Raw genomic sequence first — 15,631 nt, 5'->3', positions numbered from 1 at the left:
AATCCGGGCGCCGGCTGGAGGTTCACCCTACGGGCTCGCCGGGCACCCCAGGGTCACGGCCCGGTTTCATCCCTGGTACTCCAGCAGGAGCAGCGCGATGTCGTCGAGGCGCTGTCCGGCGTGCGGATGGTGCTGGACGAGCATGTCGGCCAGTTCGGCGATGGGCTGGCGCGGAGCCCGGGTCAGCCGCCTGACCAGGCCGGCGAGCCCGTGGCCCAGGTCGGTGCCGGGCTTCTCGATGAGACCGTCGGTGTAGAGGGCCAGCAGGGCGCCGGGCGGCAGCGGATGCTCCAGGACCGGGTAGTAGGCGTCGGGGTCGATGCCGAGAAGCAGGCCGGGCGGGACGTCGATGATCTCCACGCGGCCGTCCGCGGGCCGCAGCAGCGGCGGCGGGTGACCGGCGCTGGCCAGGCTCAGGCTCTGCCGCCGCAGGTCGAGATGGATGTAGAGGCAGCTGGTGAACAGGTCCTGCTCCAGGTCGATGAGCAGGCGGTTGGTGTGGGAGAGCACCTCGCGCGGGCTGGCCCCGGCGGCGGCGTGCGCGTGCACGGCGGTGCGCACCTGTCCCATGAGCGCGGCGGCGGCGATGTTGTGCCCCTGGACGTCGCCGATGACGGCGGCGGCCGTGGTCTCGTCCAGCCGGATCAGGTCGTAGAAGTCGCCGCCGACGTCCATGCCGCTGGTGGCGGGCAGGTAGCGGGCGGCGACGTCCAGGCCGGCGATCCGGGGCAGGCTGCGCGGGAGCAGGCCGGCCTGCAGGTACTGGGCCAGCCGGTCCTTGGCGTCGAAGAGGCGGGCGCGGTCGAGCGCCTGGGCGATCAGACCGGCCAGCGAGATGAGGGTGGCGCGCTCGTCCGGGCCGAAGGGGTGGGGGTGGTCGTAGGCCAGCACGCAGGTGCCGATCGGCCGGCCCGAGGCGATCAGCGGCAGGAACGCCCAGGCGGACATGCCGTCGAGGTGCTCGGCGTGCGGGTAGCTCTGGTGGAGCTCGTCCCAGGTGGCGAAGAACGCGCCCTCGCCGGTGCTCTGGGTGCGCTCGCCGGGTGTGGCCGAGGTCAGCGGGACCCCGTCGAAGTGTTCGACGAGCACGGGGGCGTAGCCGCGCGAGCCGACGATCCGCGTCCGACCGCCCTCGGCGAGCGAGACGACCAGGGCCTGGACACCGCACACCGGCATGACCTTGTCGGCGACCAGGTCGACGACGTCCCGCACGGTGACCGCGCGGGTCAGGGCCGCGGCGAGGTGCATGAGGTTGTAGAGCGCGTCCGCCCGCGCGGGCCTGTTGGCCACGGTCACGGGGCCGGCTGTCTGCCAGAACGCCCAGCCGCCGGAATGCTCGGCGATCGGCGCCCGCTGCTCCGGTGGCGCGGCGTCGGAGGTGATGCGCAGGCTCACCCCCGACGGGTCCGGATACAGGTGAAAGGTCAGCTTCTGGCCGTCGGGATGGCGGGCGGTCCAGGAGGTGACCTGCTGGCTGACCACCGCCGCGCGGTGGCGGTCCTCGAAGGCCGGGTCGCGCAGCCACGGGAGCACCTCCCAGGGCACCCTGCCCAGCACGTCGGCGGCGGGGCAGCCGAGCAGGCCGGCCGCGGCGGCGCTGATGAAGGTGACGCGGCCGTCCAGGTCCAGCGCGGCGCAGCTCTCGGGCAGGCGGTTGAGGCAGTCCATCGCCGCGAGGGCCTGCTTGGGGCCGGCCGACCGGGCGCGCGCCGGGTTCAGCAGGCGCGGCCGGGGGCCGGGAAGGACGGGACGCCCGCGGTCGGCAGCCTGCCTCAGCAGAGTCCCCATCTTGCGGCAGGTGGACTCGATCACCTCCAGCTCGTGCCGGGTGAGCTGCTGCGGATGCGGTTCCGGCCACAGCAGCAGCAGAGCGCCCCAGTCGTCGGCGCCGGTGTGAAGGGGAGCGGCGGCCATCGCGAACCGGTACGGCAGGGCCAGCGCGGCCCCGGGGAAGCAGCGGGCCAGCTCCTGGTGGTCGGAGAGCCACACCAGGGACCGCTCGCGGACGGCTTCGGCCGCCGGAACCTGGCCGTGCAGCCCGATCCTGGCCCACGGCCTGGCGATCTGGGCCGGAAGCCCGATCGCCGCGTCCATCAGCAGGACCTGCTCGCCGGGTGCCAGGAGGTAGACCGTGCCGATGTGCGCTCCGGCGTCCTGGACGGCCTGAACCAGCAACGCGTCCAACCCGGGCGCGTTCCGTTTGGATCCGGTGGCGAAACCGGCCTGGCTCCGCATACTCACTCAGCTTCACGCCTGGGGCGGGACCGAAACCTCAAACCATCGCATAGTTGGACAATATGCCCAGGTCGGTGGTGGGGTCGCTTCCTGGTGGGCTGCTGGTGTCCGCATGTCCGAAACATGGACAGCCGTTCATCGGGCCCGGATCATCTCGGCCGTACGCACACCTACGAGAAGGACTGAGGCCCGAGACGGCGGAGCAGGCGCTCTCGCCGCTCGGCCGGAAGGAACGCCGCGGCGGCCGCGCTGAGCTGCGCGGACCGGTCGTCCGCGGCGGTCCAGCCGAGCTCGCGGCGCAGCACCTCGAACTCGTCGCCGAGGGTGGTGCCGGAGACGGTGCGGGCGTCGGTGCTGACGGTGACCGGGACTCCGCGGGCCATGAGCCGCCGCGCCGGATGCGCGGCCAGCGAGGGCACGGCGCCGGTCTGCAGGTTGGACGTCGGGCAGGTCTCCAGCGTGACGGCCTCACGGGCGAGCCTGCCGACCAGGACGTCGTCGTGGACGGCGCGGACCCCGTGCCCGATCCGCCTCGCGCCCAGCTCGTCGAGGGCCTGGCGGACGCTGTCGGGGCCCTGCGTCTCGCCCGCGTGGACGGTGACGGGGAGCCCGGCCTCGTGGGCGAGCCGGAACGCCGCCGCGTGCGGCGCCGCCGGGATGGCCTCGTCGCCGGCCAGGTCGAGCCCGGCCACGCGATGGGCGTTGGCGGCGGCCAGCTCGGCGACCCGGATGCTGGTCGTGACGGGGTCGGGGCGCAGGCAGCAGAGGATCAGCCCGGTCTGCACGCCCGTCGCGGCGGCGCCCTCGGCGAGCCCCTCGCTCACCGCGTCCAGGATCTGGGGGAGGGTGAGCCCCCGCCGCTGGTGCAGTTGCGGCGCGAAGCGGGCCTCGCCGTAGACGACGCCGTCGCGGGCCCAGTCCTCGACGAGTTCACGGGCGGTGCGGCGCAGCGCCCCGGCGGTCTGCATGACCGAGAGAGCGACGTCGATGCGGCTGATGTAGGCCGGGAGGCTGAGCGGCCGGGCGGGCGCCACGGCCAGGTCGCGTACCGGGCCGGGCAGGCTCACGCCCTGCTCTTCGGCGAGCTGGGCGATGGTGGGGACGCGGACGCTGCCGTCGAGGTGGCAGTGCAGCTCGATCCGCGCGCTCATGCCGCGCACAGCCGGTCGATGTCCGCCTTGAACGCCGCTGTGTCGACGTCCCAGACGATCGTGACGTTGGGCGGCGGCGCGGCCCGCCGCCGGTCGATCATGAGCAGGCCGCGTGACTCGTCGCCGGTGGCCACGGCGGCGTGCAGCCGCTCGCTGCGCAGCACCAGGTCCGGCCGCAGCGCGACCGCCATGGCGACAGGGTCGGGCAGGTCGAAGCCGTCGAGGCCGGTCACCGTGCGGCACCAGTCGGCGACGGCGGCGTTGACGTCGAGCAGGAAGTCGGCCCGCGGTGTCCCCATCCGGCGCAGGCGGGCCTGGTCGGCGTCGGTGAAGACGGCCGACTGGCGCGACACGTTCCAGCCGACGAACGTGACGTCGCCGGGGGCGGCGAGGACGACGGCAGCCGCCTCGGGGTCCGCCCAGACGTTGTACTCCGCGACGGCGCTGATGTTGCCGTGGCCGTCCGGCGCGCCGGCCATGCAGTAGACGCGGTCGTACAGGCGGAGCAGGTCGGGCTCGACGAGCAGGGCCGTCGCCACGTTCGACAGCGGGCCGAGCGTCACCAGCGTGAGCTCGCGCGGGTTCTCCCGGGCGAGCCGGACCAGCGTCTCGACCGCGTGTTCCGGCCGCGGTGAGCGGGCGGGCGCGGGCAGCGCCACGCCGCTCATCCCGTCCGGGCCGTGGACGTGCTGGGCGGTCGCCGCCGGGCGCAACAGCGGGCCGGGACGGCCGGCGTAGACCGGGATGTCGGCGCCCATGAACTCGGTCGTGACGAGCGCGTTGGCCGTCGCCTGCGGCAGCGGGACGTTGCCCGCGACCGTCGTGATGGCCTCCACCTGCGTTCCGGGGGTCGCGATGGCCAGCATCAGCGCGACCGCGTCGTCGCTGGCGGTGTCGGTGTCGATGACCAGGCGCAAGGGGGCCTCCTTAGGAATCTACTCGAGTAGACTGGGATGCTACACGAGTAGAATCCGTCCGGACAGGGGAGGTGCGGGAACTGAGCAGGCCGACTCGTGACGACGTGGCACGCCTGGCCGGCGTGTCCACCGCGGTGGTGAGCTACGTGCTCAACGAAGGCCCCAGGCCGGTCGCCGAGGCCACCCGCCGCCGGGTCCTCGACGCCGTCGCCGAGCTGGGATACCGGCCGAGCGCGGTGGCCAAGGCGCTGCGCTCCCAGCGCACCAACCTGCTCGGGCTCGTCGTCCCCGACTGCGCCAACCCGTTCTTCGCCACGCTCACCAAGGACGTCGAACGGGCCGCGTTCGCGGCGGGGATGCTCACCCTCGTCGGCAACGCGGCGTTCGACGAGACCACCGAACTGGCCTACCTGCGCGCCTTCCTGGAGCTGGACGTGGCGGCGGTCGTGCTCATCGACGCCGTCGGCACCCCACCCGTCCGCGAACTGCTCGCCGGTCACGCCGGCCGCGTGGTGATGCTGCACCGGAGCGTCCCGGGCGTGCGCGGGATCTCCGTCGTCAGCGACAACCGCCACGGAGGCCGCCTGGCCACCCGGCACCTGCTCGGGCACGGTCACCGCGCCGTCGCCTGCCTGACCGGGCCGGACCGCCTCGCCCCCGTACGAGAACGGGAACGCGGCTGGCAGGAGGCCCTGGACGAGGCCGGGCCCGCGGCCGGCGGCCCGCTGGTGCGCTGCGACTACAGCCGGGACGCGGCGGCGGAGGCCACCCGACGGCTCCTCGACCAGGCCGAACCACCGACCGCGATCTTCGCGACCACCGACGAGCTGGCGCTCGGCGCGCTCGCCGCGGCGAGCAGCAGGGGAGTCCCGGTCCCCGACCGGCTGGCGGTGGTCGGCATGGACGGCATCCCCGAGGCCGCGCACTCCCACCCCCCGCTCACCACGGTCGCCCAGGACGTCGCGGGCCTCGCCGAGCAGGCCGTACGCGCGGCCGCGGGCCGGCTGCACGAGCCGGTGACCCTGCCGGTGGCTCTGATCCCGCGCCGCACCTGCGGCTGCTGACCCCGTTGAGGGGAAGGCCCAAGGGGAGGAGGGACGTGAGGGGAGGACGATGACCGGGAAGATCCGAGTCCGGGTACGCCGGGTCTACGAGGAGCCGATGACGGACGACGGCACGAGGGTGCTGGTCGACCGGATCTGGCCACGGGGGCTGAGCAAGGCCGACGCGGCCCTCGACGAGTGGTGCCGGGAGGTCTCCCCGTCGACCGAGCTGCGCCAGTGGTACCGCCACGATCCCGGCCGCTTCGCCGAGTTCGGCCGCCGCTACCGCGACGAGCTGCGGCAGCCCGAACGCGCGGCCGCGGTGGAGCACCTGCGCGAGCTCGCGGGGCGCGGGGTGCTGACACTCCTGACCGCGACCAGGCAGGCGGAGATCAGCGAGGCGGCCGTGCTCGCCGAGCTCCTCCAGGAGTGAACCGGCTGCTCCACGAGCCGGGATGCGGCCCCCAGAGCGCGGGTCGCCCACCGGCTGCGGGGACGTCAGTGCGAGGCGTCGTGCCCGTGCAGGCGCAGCAGGTTGTGCTGCTGGGTGCGCCACTCGACCAGGAGCACGGTGGCGTCGTCCTGGAGCCGGTCCTGCTGATACTCCAGGAGCGTCTGGATCAGCCTGCGCAGCGTCTCCGGGGCCGCCACGCCGTCGGCCTCGCGGCGGATGATGAAGTCGGTGAAGCGCTCCAGGCCGAACTCCGGCCCACCGGGGCTCCTGGCCTCGATGATGCCGTCGGTGTAGAACAGCAGCCGGTCGTCGGGTTCGAGCTGGTAGCGGGCCGGGGGCTGGTTGGCGGGCATCCGGAACCCCATCGGCGGGTCCGGCTCCGTCTCCAGCGTCGCCACCACGTGCCCGCGGCGCAGCACCAGCGGCGGGTAGTGGCCGCGGTTGACCCACGTCAGGACGCCGCTGCCGAGATCGAGCTGCGCCAGGATGCCGGTGGCGAAGTGCAGGTGGGCGAACTGCTCGGCGATCGCGTTGTCGATCGCCTCGGCGGTGGCCTGCAGGCCGGCGCCCTGGAGGCGGACGTTGCGAGCGGTGCCTATGGCGAGGGTGGCGGTCAACCCGGCCGCGGTGTCGTGCCCCATGGCGTCGAAGATCGACAGTTGGAGCGTGTCACCGGCCACGGCGTAGTCGAAGGCGTCGCCGCCCACGATGTAGGCGGGCTCCAGCGCGGCGCTGACGACGACCCGGTCCGTGGCGAAGGTGCGCATCGGCAGCATTCTCCACAGCACCTCGGCCGACAGCTGCATGGGCTGGGTGCGTACCAGCTGGGCGTAGGTGTCGCTGGTGCTGCGCTTGACGACCACCAGGATCGCGATCAGGGAGGCCAGCTGGGCGGCGCGCCACCGGATCGTCTCGTCGTCGCCGGGCGCGGTCATGGCCAGCACGCCGATGCGTTCGGTCCCGTCCAGCAGCGGCAGGTACATCCGGCGCGGTCCCTGGCTGGTGAGGTCGGCGTCCGCGGTGTCGCCGGGCAGCCTCGTCTGGACGATGCCCAGGGTGCGGTAGGCGCGCCCGGCCACGGTGGCGTCGATGCGCATGCGCTCGAGTGGCGAGCCGTCGAGGTCCTGCTGGCCGGGCAGCGGCACCAGGAACTGGTGCTGCAGATCGGCGACGTACAGGATCGTCTGGGAGAACCCGACCAGGTCGGCGTGGCGGGCCACCAAGGCCGGCAGGTCCTCCAGGGAGGCCAGGTGATGGGCGGCGATCAGGCCGCCCAGCATCTGCTCACCGTCACTGTGCACTGAACCGCTCCTCGTCGTCCGTATGGTCCTTCCTAACCGGTGGGCTGAGGGTTACGCACGGATGGCCGCCGCTCGTGTCGGGGACGTCCCCTCAGGTGCCGACGGTGGCTGGGCCCGGGACCCAGCAGAGCGTCCCGGGCCGTGATCCGTCAGTCGCCGAGGACGGCCAGGTCGAGCCGGCTGAGGCGGTCGACGTCGGCGAGGATGTCGATGGCGACGACCTTCCCGTCGGAGATCGTGAAGCTCATGACCGACATCGGCCGCCCGTCCGCCGTGTTGACGAGCCCGGCGGTTCCGTTGACCAGCGCCGCCCGCGCGGAGTAGCCCGCCCCGCGGAACATGAGCGCCTGCCCGGCGACGTCCGCTGCGCCGCGGACCTCCGTCATCTTGCCCGTCATGCCGCCCTCCACCAAGGCGCCGTGGTCCGCGCGGAGCACCACGTCGGGGTCGAGCACGGCGACGAGTGCGTCGAAGTCGCCGTCGCGCGCGGCGGCCTGGAAGGCGTCGACGACCTCGCGCTGGCGGGCCAGGTCGGTCTCGGGAACCGGGGCCGCGCCCTGCACCCGGCGGCGGGCGCGGCTGGCGAGCTGCCTGGTGGCGGTGAGGGAGCGTCCCACGATCGGCGCGATCTCCTCGAAGGGCACCGCGAACATGTCGTGCAGCACGAACGCCAGCCGTTCCGCGGGACCGAGCGACTGCACCACCACCAGCAGCGCCATCCCGACCGAGTCCGCCAGCAGCGCCTGCTGCTCGGGGTCGATCCCGCTGGCGCGGCTCACGATCGGGTCGGGCATGTGCGCGCCCACGGGGTGCTCGCGCCGCGCCTGGCGGGAGCGGAGCATGTCCAGGCACACCCGGCCGACGACCGTGGTCAGCCAGCCGCCCAGGTTGTCCACGTCGCTGGTGTCGGACCGGCTGAGCCGGAACCAGGCCTCCTGGACGGCGTCCTCGGCCTCGCTGAGCGAGCCGAGCATCCGGTAGGCCACCGCCTTGAGATGGGTGCGGTGTGTCTCGAACCGGTCCGCCAGATATTCGTGTTCGTTCACTGGTCACATCTCCTTGTCACGCCCTGTCCTATCAGGGACGAACCGAAGCCGACCGATGTGACGACCCAGGAGAAGCTCGGCACCACTCTGCCGCACGAGGCCTGAGCGCGCCCCCCAGCCGACCAACGGGTGCCCCGTCCCTTCCCGGGGCCGCGGCGAGCATGGCGGGGCAATTGACCATCAAACGTAAGATTCTGTATCAAAACCAGTCAATTTTCACAGAAATGAGCAAACGCCACTAGCATCACTGCGCGTGTCCCCTGAGCAACCCCATACGACAGCGGTCTTCGTCGACCAGAGCGGGCGCCGGAGGCGGCTGATCATGGTCGGCTCGATCATGTCGAGCGTGCTGGCCCTCACGGTGCTCGCCGTCCTGATCGGCGGCGCGTTCTCTGGCACGAAGCTCTCGGTGAACGGATGGCCGGGCGATCACCCGGGAGCGGTGGGCGCCACGGCCTCGCCGGACCGTTCGGCGACCGCTCGGACGAGCCCGTCCAACCGGCCGACCCCCTCGTTCACCCGCACGACGGCGCGCCCCACCCCCAGCGAGCCCACCAGGTCCGCCGAGCCCACCTGGTCCGCCGTACCGCCCCACGAGCCGACGCCCCGGCGGACCCCGTCGCGGCGGCCCTCACCCACCGTGCGGCCGAGCACACCGGAGCCGAGCGAGGAGCCCACCGCCGAGCCCACGCCGGAGCCGACCGAGAGCAGTGACCAGCCGCGTGGCGGGCACAGGACCCCGCCAGGGCTCGACCCGAACCGGACAAAAGGCCCCAAGAAGTGAGCAGCCAGGACGTGCGGGTCTGGCCGCCTCCGCCGGTTCCGGCCTGGCAGGACCCCTCCTCGGCGCAGGCATCGGGCCGACCGGCCCCGACGCCGGCAGACCGGCCGATCCCGACGCAGCCGGAACAGTCAGCCCCGACGTCGCCGGACGAGCTGATCCCGATGCTGACGGAGTCGTCGCGCGCCAGGCAGGTCGACCCCCGGGGCCACTGGTTCCTGCTGGCCGTCGGCGTGCTGCTGGCCGCCGCCGCGCTGCTGCTCGACGGATTCGCGACCAACGTCGTCGGAGAGACGCGCGCCGCCCCGCCCGTCGCCGACCGCCCGTCGCCCCAGCTGGAGAAGGTCCGGGAGGGCGGCCCCGTCCTCAACCTGACGGGCGGCGAGCCCTCCAGCGCCCGCCTGCCGGTCAGGACGATCGCCCTGACCTTCGACGACGGCCCCGATCCCGCCTGGACCCCGCAGGTGCTCGACGTGCTGAGGAAGCACGGCGCGACGGCGACGTTCTTCACCGTCGGCTCCAAGGTGGCCCAGTACCCCGACCTGGCGCGGCGGATCGTCGCCGAGGGCCACGAGCTGGGCAACCACACCTACACGCACGCGGACCTGGCGACGGTTCCCGGCTGGCGGCTCAGGCTGGAGCTGTCGCTGACGCAGCAGGCGCTGGCCGGGGCGACGGGGTTGCACACGACGCTGGCCCGCCCGCCGTACTCCTCCACGCCCGCCGCGATCACCGGCCCGCAGTGGGAGGGCATGAGGTCGCTGGCGCGTGAGGGCTACCTCGTCACACTGACCGACCTCGACACCAAGGACTGGGGCCGCCCCGGCACGGAGAAGATCGTGGCGTCGTCGCTCCCGTCCGGCGGGCGGGGCGCCGTCGTCATGATGCACGACTCGGGCGGCGACAGGCGGCAGACCGTCGAGGCCCTCGATCGCGTTCTGACGGAACTCTCCGGCGACGGCTACCGCGCGGTCACGGTGACCAGGGCGCTCGGCATGCCGTCGGCGCACCGGCAGGCCGGGGGAGCGGACCGGTTCGCGGGCGCCGCCCTGAACGCGGCCCAGCGCGCCTCGGGGCTGTTCACCGGCGCGCTGTCATGGGTGCTGTTCGTGGCGGGGGCGCTCACCCTGGCGCGGCTCGGCTTCTTCGCCGTCCTCGCGTGGGTGCACGCCCGCCGCAACAGAGGCGGCAAGCGGCGAAAGGGCCGCGCGCCCGCCTGGCCGGCGCCCCCACCGGTGACCGTGATCGTGCCCGCGTACAACGAGGCGGCCGGGATCCAGGCGACGATCCGCTCGCTGGTCGACACCGCCTACGCGGGCGAACTGGAGGTCCTCGTCGTCGACGACGGCTCGACGGACGCGACCGCCGAGCTGGCCGCGGAGCTGGGGTTCGGCAACGTCCGGGTGATCCGCCGGCACAACGGCGGCAAGCCGGCCGCACTCAACACCGGCATCGCGCAGTCCAGGCACGAGCTGCTCATCATGGTGGACGGCGACACCGTCTTCGAGCCCGCCACGATCGGCCATCTGGTCCGCCAGCTGGCCGACCCCACGGTGGGCGCGGTCAGCGGCAACACCAAGGTCGGCAACCGGCGCGGCATGATCGGACGCTGGCAGCACATGGAGTACGTCATCGGGTTCAACCTCGACCGGCGCGCCTTCGAGCTGCTCGACTGCATGGCGACCGTGCCGGGCGCGATCGGCGCGTTCCGGCGTTCGGCCCTGCTGGCGCTCGGCGGGGTCAGCGACGACACGCTGGCCGAGGACACCGACCTGACGATGGCGCTGTGCCGGGCCGGGTGGCGGGTGGTCTACGAGGAGAAGGCGCTGGCCTGGACGGAGGCGCCGGCCACGCTCGGCCAGTTGTGGAGGCAGCGCTACCGCTGGTGCTACGGCACCCTGCAGGCGATGTGGAAGCACCGGCGCGCGGTGCTCGAACGCGGCCCGTTCGGGCGCCGCTGCCTCGGCTACCTGGCGCTGTTCCAGGTGGCGCTGCCGCTGCTGGCGCCCGTCGTCGACCTCATGGCGATCTACCGCACGATACTGAGTGATCCGCTGCCCGTCGTGGCGGTGTGGGCCGGTTTCGTCGTGGCGCAGGCCGCGACCGGCTGGTACGCGCTGCGTCTGGACGGCGAGCGCGTCTCGGCGCTGTGGGTGCTGCCGTTGCAGCAGTTCGTCTACCGCCAGCTCATGTACCTGGTCGTCATCCAGTCGGTGGCGACGGCGGTGCTGGGGGTGCGGCTGCGCTGGCACACCATCCGCCGTGAGGGCACCTTCGACGGCCCCGGCCGGCCGCACGCCAACCCGGCGATCAGCCCTTGACGGGCAAGGAGCCACACGGGAGGCGCCCGAGCGGTTGCGGCTAAGCTTCCCAGGGCTTGACGATCGAGGAGGGGACGGCGTGAGCAGCGGATTCGCCTCGGGCGAGGAGCAGTGGCGGGCCCGGCTGGGCACGCTTCGCCAGGTCGTCCGCCAGGAGGTGGTGGCCCGGCAGCTCGAGACGCACCTTCCGGGCGAGCCGTCCCGGTCCGTCCTCGACGTGGGATGCGGCCAGGGCACGCAGGCCGTGCGCCTGGCGCGCCGCGGCCACCGCGTGACCGGGCTGGATGCCTCCGCGCGGCTGCTCGGGGATCTCCGGAGCGCTCTGGAGGCGGAGGCCCCCGAGGTCCGGGAGCGAGTGCGGGCCGTCCGTGGCGACGCCGAGCGGCTGACCGGCCTGTTCGGGCCGTCGAGCTTCGACGCGGTGCTCTGTCACGGCGTCCTCATGTACTTCTCCGACCCGGGGCCGCTGCTGGACGCCGTCGCGCAGGTCGTCGCCCCGGGCGGCACGGTGTCGCTGCTGGTCCGCAACGGGGACGCGCTGGCGATGCGGCCCGGGCTGCTGGGTGACTGGGAGACCGCCGGGCGGGCGTTCGACGGCGCCTCGTACCTCAACCGGATCGGGGTGACCGCCCGCGCCGACCGTCTCGACGACCTGACCGCCGCGCTCGCCGGGCGGGGGCTGTCCGTGCGCGGCTGGTACGGCGTCAGGGTGTTCACCGACGCCGCGGCCTCCGACGCGCCCGTGCCCGGCCCCGAAGAGCTCGAGACCCTGCTCGCGTGCGAGGAGCGGGCCGGAAGGACCGACCCCTACCGCCGGGTGGCCGCCCTCCTCCATGTGATCGCCGTACGGGAGTAGGCCGGGTCAGAGCAGGGTGGACGTCACTGGCGCCGCGGACGCATCGACGACATGTCGAGCCCGCCTTCGAGGACGCGCCCGATCAGGAAGCCCAGCACGCCGAGGACGAGCACGATCAGCAAGGCGACGAGGCCGCCGAACGCTCCTGCCAGGCCGACCACGGTGCCGAAGAGCAGCCCGGTGACAGACCAGATGGGGAAACCCTCCATGATGATCTTCCCTTCTTTGCGGGCTTCGCGAAGCGACCTACCCGGTGGTTTGTCCGGGTAAGGCCGGGTTTGTGTAGAGCAACCATTGCCTCGAGGCGGGTGCGCCTGCGGGGTTCCCTGAGGGGTGGGTGAAAGGTCTGTCCGTTTTCTGAGGTTATGTGTTTCCGTATCCGCTTCGCGGGCAGGGTGGTCGCGGCGGTGCACCAGAACAAGGAGGGCTGGTCATGAAGGACAGGTGCCGGGTGGCGCTGGCTCTCATCGCAGGCTATGTCCTTGGCCGGCGTCACAAACTGCGTTGGGCGGCCGCACTGGCGGCAGCCGGAGTGGTCGGCGGGATGCGGCGAAGCGAGGGCGGCCTGCTGAAGCAGGGGATCAAGATGCTCGGTTCGTCCCCGGAGATCGAGCAACTCACCAGCCGGCTGCGCGGAGAGCTGATGGAGGTCGGCAAGGCGGCCGCCGTCGCCGCGACGAGCAAGCAGATCGACTCCCTGACCGAGAAGCTCCACGGCCGGGCCGACTCGCTGCGGCACGCGGGCCGCCCGCGCGCCGAGGAAGCGGAGCCGGAAGAGCCGGAAGAGGAGGAAGAGTACGTTGAGGAGGACTACGAACCTCCAGAGGACAGGCCCCGCGCCCAGCGGTCGCGGGCGCGTTCCGCCCCGCCCGTGAGCCGTGGGCGGAGGTGAGGTCCATGACGGAGGCGATCAAGGCGAAGGCGAAGCCGGTTCAGAAGGCCGCGCAGGAGCTGCCGACGGAGCTGCTGGTACAGGGGCTGCAGAAGCTCGCCCAGGCTCTCGTGGAGCGGGCGCTGTCGTCCATGACGGACCGGATCGAGGGTCTGACGGGCCGGCTCACGGCGTTCGCCGAAGGCGGCGGCACCGGGCTGATCAGCGCCATCACCGGGTCGGACAAGCTGGGCGTCGGGAAGATCCTGGGAAAGTCTCTGCTGGCCGGGGCGGGGGAAGCCGTCAAGGGAGCGGTCCAGGGGCTGGGCAAGAAGGGCAAGAAGGGCGGAAAGCTCAAGGTCATCAACATCGTCGAATCGATCGATGTGGGCGCTCCGATCCGGGTCGTCTACAACCAGTGGACTCAGTTCCAGGACTTCCCGGGCTTCATGAAGAAGGTGGAGAACGTCGAGCAGGAATCCGACGAGAAGCTCAACTGGAAGGCGCAGATCTTCTGGTCTCACCGGTCCTGGGAGGCGCACATCCTCGAGCAGGTGCCCGACCGGCTGATCATCTGGCGGTCGAAGGCGGCCAAGGGCCACGTCGACGGCGCGGTGACCTTCCACGAGCTCGCCTCTGATCTCACCCGCGTGCTGGTCGTCCTCGAATACCACCCGCAGGGGCTGTTCGAGCACACCGGCAACATGTGGCGGGCGCAGGGCAGGCGGGCGCGTCTGGAGCTCAAGCACTTCCGACGGCACGTCATGACGCAGGTCCTGCTGCATCCCGAGGAGATGGCGGAGGGCGGCTGGCGCGGCGAGATCCACGAGGGCGAGGTGGTCAAGGACCACGAGGCGGCACTCGAGGAAGAGCGGGCCGAGGAAGAGCCGGCCGACGAAGAGCGGGCTGAGGAGGAGCCAGAGGAGGCGGAAGAGCCGGAGGAACTCGAATACGAGGAGGAAGAGGAACCCGCAGCCGAACACGAGGCAGAGGAAGAACAAGAGCGACCCCGTCGCCGCGCCGAGCCTGCCAGAGGTCGAGGCGTCCGGCGCCCGGTGCGGCTGCGTTCCACGGAAGAAGAGGAAGCACCGTCGCGGCCGGTTCGCCGCAGGGCGGGGGCCCGCCGAGGGTGACGCCGCCGCCAGGCGGGGCGAGATCGAGGAGCTGGGAAATGACTGTGCAACCCGCGGCGGGCGGAATGGCAGAGCGTCCGACTCCGACGGGTCTGGCGGACGTGATCGACACCATCCTCGACAAGGGCCTGGTGCTCGACGCCTACGTCCGGGTCTCGCTGGTCGGCATCGAACTCCTGACCATCGACGCGCGCATCGTGATCGCCAGTGTCGACACGTACCTGCGCTTCGCCCAGGCCGTGGACCGGCTGGACCTCGCCGAACAGGGCCAGGGGCTGCCCGAGATCATGCAGGAGATGAAGGGGGGCCAGATCGGCGACAAGAGCAAGGAGATGGCGCAGGGGGTGCTGGAAGCGGCCGGGGAGAAGCTGCACGACATCGTCGGTGAGCTCGGCTCGGAGCGGGACTCCGCCCGCCGTCGGAAAGAGGAGAGCTGACCATGGCCGAATCTGTCGAAACCGCCCCAGCCGCCGCCTCGGACGAGAGTGCGGCCCAGGAGCAGGGCCTCAGCGCCTACGTCTACGGAATCGTCCCGGCGGACGTGCAGGTCTCCGACGACGCGCGCGGGGTCGGATCCCCTCCGGCGCCCGTGCGGCTGGTTCGGCACGGCGAGATCGGGGCGCTGGTGAGCGAGATCGCCATCGACCGGCCGCTCGGCACGCCCGACGACCTCGTGGCGCACCAGCAGCTCCTGGACGCCACCGCGGCCGAGGTGCCCGTCCTTCCCCTCCGTTTCGGCGCGGTGACGACCAGCCTGGAAGCGGTGGCGGACGAGCTGCTCGCCCCCCATCACGACGAGTTCCTCGCCGCCCTCGACGAGCTGGAGGGCCGGGCCGAGTTCGTGGTCAAGGGACGCTACGACGAGCGGACGTTGCTCAGGGAGGTGCTGACCGAGAGCCCCGAGGCCGCTCAGCTGCGCGACGAGATCAAGGGCAAGCCCGAGGACGCGACCAGGAACGCCCGGATCCAGCTCGGGGAGCTGGTGAACCAGGCGGTCAGCGCCAAGCGGGAGGCCGACACGGACGCCATCCTGGACCGGCTCGCCCCGCTCAGCGTCCTGACCGTCGTGCGCGACCCGTCCCACGAGGAGGACGCCGTGCACCTGGCGCTGCTCGTCGAAAGAGACCGGCAGGACGACGTGCGGGAGGCCGTGGACGAGTACTCCCGGCAGTGGGAAGGGCGGATCGGGCTGCGCCTGCTCGGCCCGCTGGCGCCGTACGACTTCGTGGTGACCGCCGGGCAGGAGGGCGGCTGATGGGCCTGATCGGCATCCTCTTCGGCTGGCCGGTGGCGCCGCTCCGCGGCGTGATCCGGCTCGGAGAGGTGATCCAGGAGCAGGTCGAGCGCGAGATGCGGGACCCGGCCGTGGTCCGGCGCCGGCTGGAGGAGATCGAGCGGGCCAGGGCCGCCGGCCAGATCTCGGAGGAGGAAGAGGCTCTGGAGATGCAGGAGGTCCTGCAGGGCATGGTCGGCGGGCCCGGCCAGGCCGAGCCCGCGCGGAAGGAAAAGAGGAGGTGATTTC

At 72.4% G+C, this 15,631-nt stretch carries 16 protein-coding genes; 10 read left to right on the top strand and 6 right to left on the bottom strand.

Going from position 1 to position 15,631, the window contains the following annotated elements; translation table 11 throughout:
* Positions 1–66 precede the first annotated feature (66 nt).
* The 3 genes from ABT294_RS39850 to ABT294_RS39840 all read right to left on the bottom strand — a co-directional run bounded on the left by ABT294_RS39850 (position 67) and on the right by ABT294_RS39840 (position 4,303).
* Positions 67–2,235, bottom strand: a complete 2,169-nt coding sequence (locus tag ABT294_RS39850) for a SpoIIE family protein phosphatase (protein WP_350811691.1) — start codon at positions 2,233–2,235, stop codon at positions 67–69.
* A 170-nt stretch (positions 2,236–2,405) separates the two neighbouring features.
* Positions 2,406–3,386 carry an adenosine deaminase gene (gene add / locus ABT294_RS39845; RefSeq protein ID WP_350811630.1) on the bottom strand — a complete coding sequence of 327 codons (981 nt, stop codon included), beginning with the start codon at positions 3,384–3,386 and terminating at the stop codon, positions 2,406–2,408.
* On the bottom strand, positions 3,383–4,303 hold the full coding sequence (locus tag ABT294_RS39840; protein WP_350811629.1) for a nucleoside hydrolase: 921 nt from the start codon (positions 4,301–4,303) through the stop codon (positions 3,383–3,385). The genes add and ABT294_RS39840 overlap by 4 nt, the downstream gene beginning before the upstream one ends.
* Before the next feature lie 71 nt (positions 4,304–4,374).
* Between ABT294_RS39840 and ABT294_RS39835 the strand changes: the two genes are divergently transcribed.
* Positions 4,375–5,367 carry a LacI family DNA-binding transcriptional regulator gene (locus ABT294_RS39835; protein ID WP_350811628.1) on the top strand — a complete coding sequence of 331 codons (993 nt, stop codon included), beginning with the start codon at positions 4,375–4,377 and terminating at the stop codon, positions 5,365–5,367.
* 49 nt (positions 5,368–5,416) lie between these two features.
* On the top strand, positions 5,417–5,779 hold the full coding sequence (locus ABT294_RS39830; protein ID WP_350811627.1) for a DUF488 domain-containing protein: 363 nt from the start codon (positions 5,417–5,419) through the stop codon (positions 5,777–5,779).
* Between the two features lie 65 nt (positions 5,780–5,844).
* Here the strand turns inward: ABT294_RS39830 and ABT294_RS39825 are convergent, their stop codons facing one another.
* Positions 5,845–7,101 carry a PP2C family protein-serine/threonine phosphatase gene (locus ABT294_RS39825; protein WP_350811626.1) on the bottom strand — a complete coding sequence of 419 codons (1,257 nt, stop codon included), beginning with the start codon at positions 7,099–7,101 and terminating at the stop codon, positions 5,845–5,847.
* 149 nt (positions 7,102–7,250) lie between these two features.
* Positions 7,251–8,147, bottom strand: a complete 897-nt coding sequence (locus ABT294_RS39820) for a sigma-70 family RNA polymerase sigma factor (protein WP_350811625.1) — start codon at positions 8,145–8,147, stop codon at positions 7,251–7,253.
* 253 nt (positions 8,148–8,400) lie between these two features.
* On the opposite strand from ABT294_RS39820, the gene ABT294_RS39815 reads away from it, so the two are divergent.
* The 3 genes from ABT294_RS39815 (at position 8,401) to ABT294_RS39805 (ending at position 12,105) form a co-directional block, all read left to right on the top strand.
* Positions 8,401–8,931, top strand: coding sequence for a hypothetical protein (locus tag ABT294_RS39815; RefSeq protein WP_350811624.1), 531 nt, complete (start codon positions 8,401–8,403; stop codon positions 8,929–8,931).
* A gap of 161 nt (positions 8,932–9,092) precedes the next feature.
* Positions 9,093–11,249: a bifunctional polysaccharide deacetylase/glycosyltransferase family 2 protein gene (locus tag ABT294_RS39810; RefSeq protein WP_350811623.1), complete on the top strand. Its 2,157-nt coding sequence runs from the start codon at positions 9,093–9,095 to the stop codon at positions 11,247–11,249.
* 79 nt (positions 11,250–11,328) lie between these two features.
* Positions 11,329–12,105: a class I SAM-dependent methyltransferase gene (locus ABT294_RS39805; RefSeq protein ID WP_350811622.1), complete on the top strand. Its 777-nt coding sequence runs from the start codon at positions 11,329–11,331 to the stop codon at positions 12,103–12,105.
* A gap of 23 nt (positions 12,106–12,128) precedes the next feature.
* Here the strand turns inward: ABT294_RS39805 and ABT294_RS39800 are convergent, their stop codons facing one another.
* Positions 12,129–12,314 carry a hypothetical protein gene (locus tag ABT294_RS39800; RefSeq protein WP_350811621.1) on the bottom strand — a complete coding sequence of 62 codons (186 nt, stop codon included), beginning with the start codon at positions 12,312–12,314 and terminating at the stop codon, positions 12,129–12,131.
* A 224-nt stretch (positions 12,315–12,538) separates the two neighbouring features.
* Here ABT294_RS39800 and ABT294_RS39795 point away from each other — a divergent pair, with 224 nt between their 5' ends.
* From ABT294_RS39795 to ABT294_RS39775, 5 genes are read left to right on the top strand one after another with little or no spacing between them, the layout of a single operon-like run.
* Positions 12,539–12,997 (top strand): hypothetical protein, encoded by a 459-nt coding sequence (locus ABT294_RS39795; protein WP_350811620.1) that lies wholly within the window; start codon positions 12,539–12,541, stop codon positions 12,995–12,997.
* A 5-nt stretch (positions 12,998–13,002) separates the two neighbouring features.
* On the top strand, positions 13,003–14,109 hold the full coding sequence (locus ABT294_RS39790) for an SRPBCC family protein (protein WP_350811619.1): 1,107 nt from the start codon (positions 13,003–13,005) through the stop codon (positions 14,107–14,109).
* A gap of 38 nt (positions 14,110–14,147) precedes the next feature.
* Positions 14,148–14,546: a gas vesicle protein GvpJ gene (gene gvpJ, locus ABT294_RS50925; protein ID WP_502912205.1), complete on the top strand. Its 399-nt coding sequence runs from the start codon at positions 14,148–14,150 to the stop codon at positions 14,544–14,546.
* A 2-nt stretch (positions 14,547–14,548) separates the two neighbouring features.
* Positions 14,549–15,364 carry a GvpL/GvpF family gas vesicle protein gene (locus ABT294_RS39780; RefSeq protein WP_350811618.1) on the top strand — a complete coding sequence of 272 codons (816 nt, stop codon included), beginning with the start codon at positions 14,549–14,551 and terminating at the stop codon, positions 15,362–15,364.
* Positions 15,364–15,627 carry a gas vesicle protein GvpG gene (locus ABT294_RS39775; RefSeq protein ID WP_350811617.1) on the top strand — a complete coding sequence of 88 codons (264 nt, stop codon included), beginning with the start codon at positions 15,364–15,366 and terminating at the stop codon, positions 15,625–15,627. Before ABT294_RS39780 ends, ABT294_RS39775 begins: the two co-directional genes overlap by 1 nt.
* The last annotated feature ends 4 nt before the right edge of the window (positions 15,628–15,631 follow it).

The sequence above is a fragment of the Nonomuraea sp. NPDC000554 genome, assembly GCF_040300065.1.
Classification (GTDB): domain Bacteria; phylum Actinomycetota; class Actinomycetes; order Streptosporangiales; family Streptosporangiaceae; genus Nonomuraea.
The sequence above is the reverse complement of the archived record's forward strand: the minus strand, read 5'-3'. Positions and strand labels throughout refer to the sequence as shown.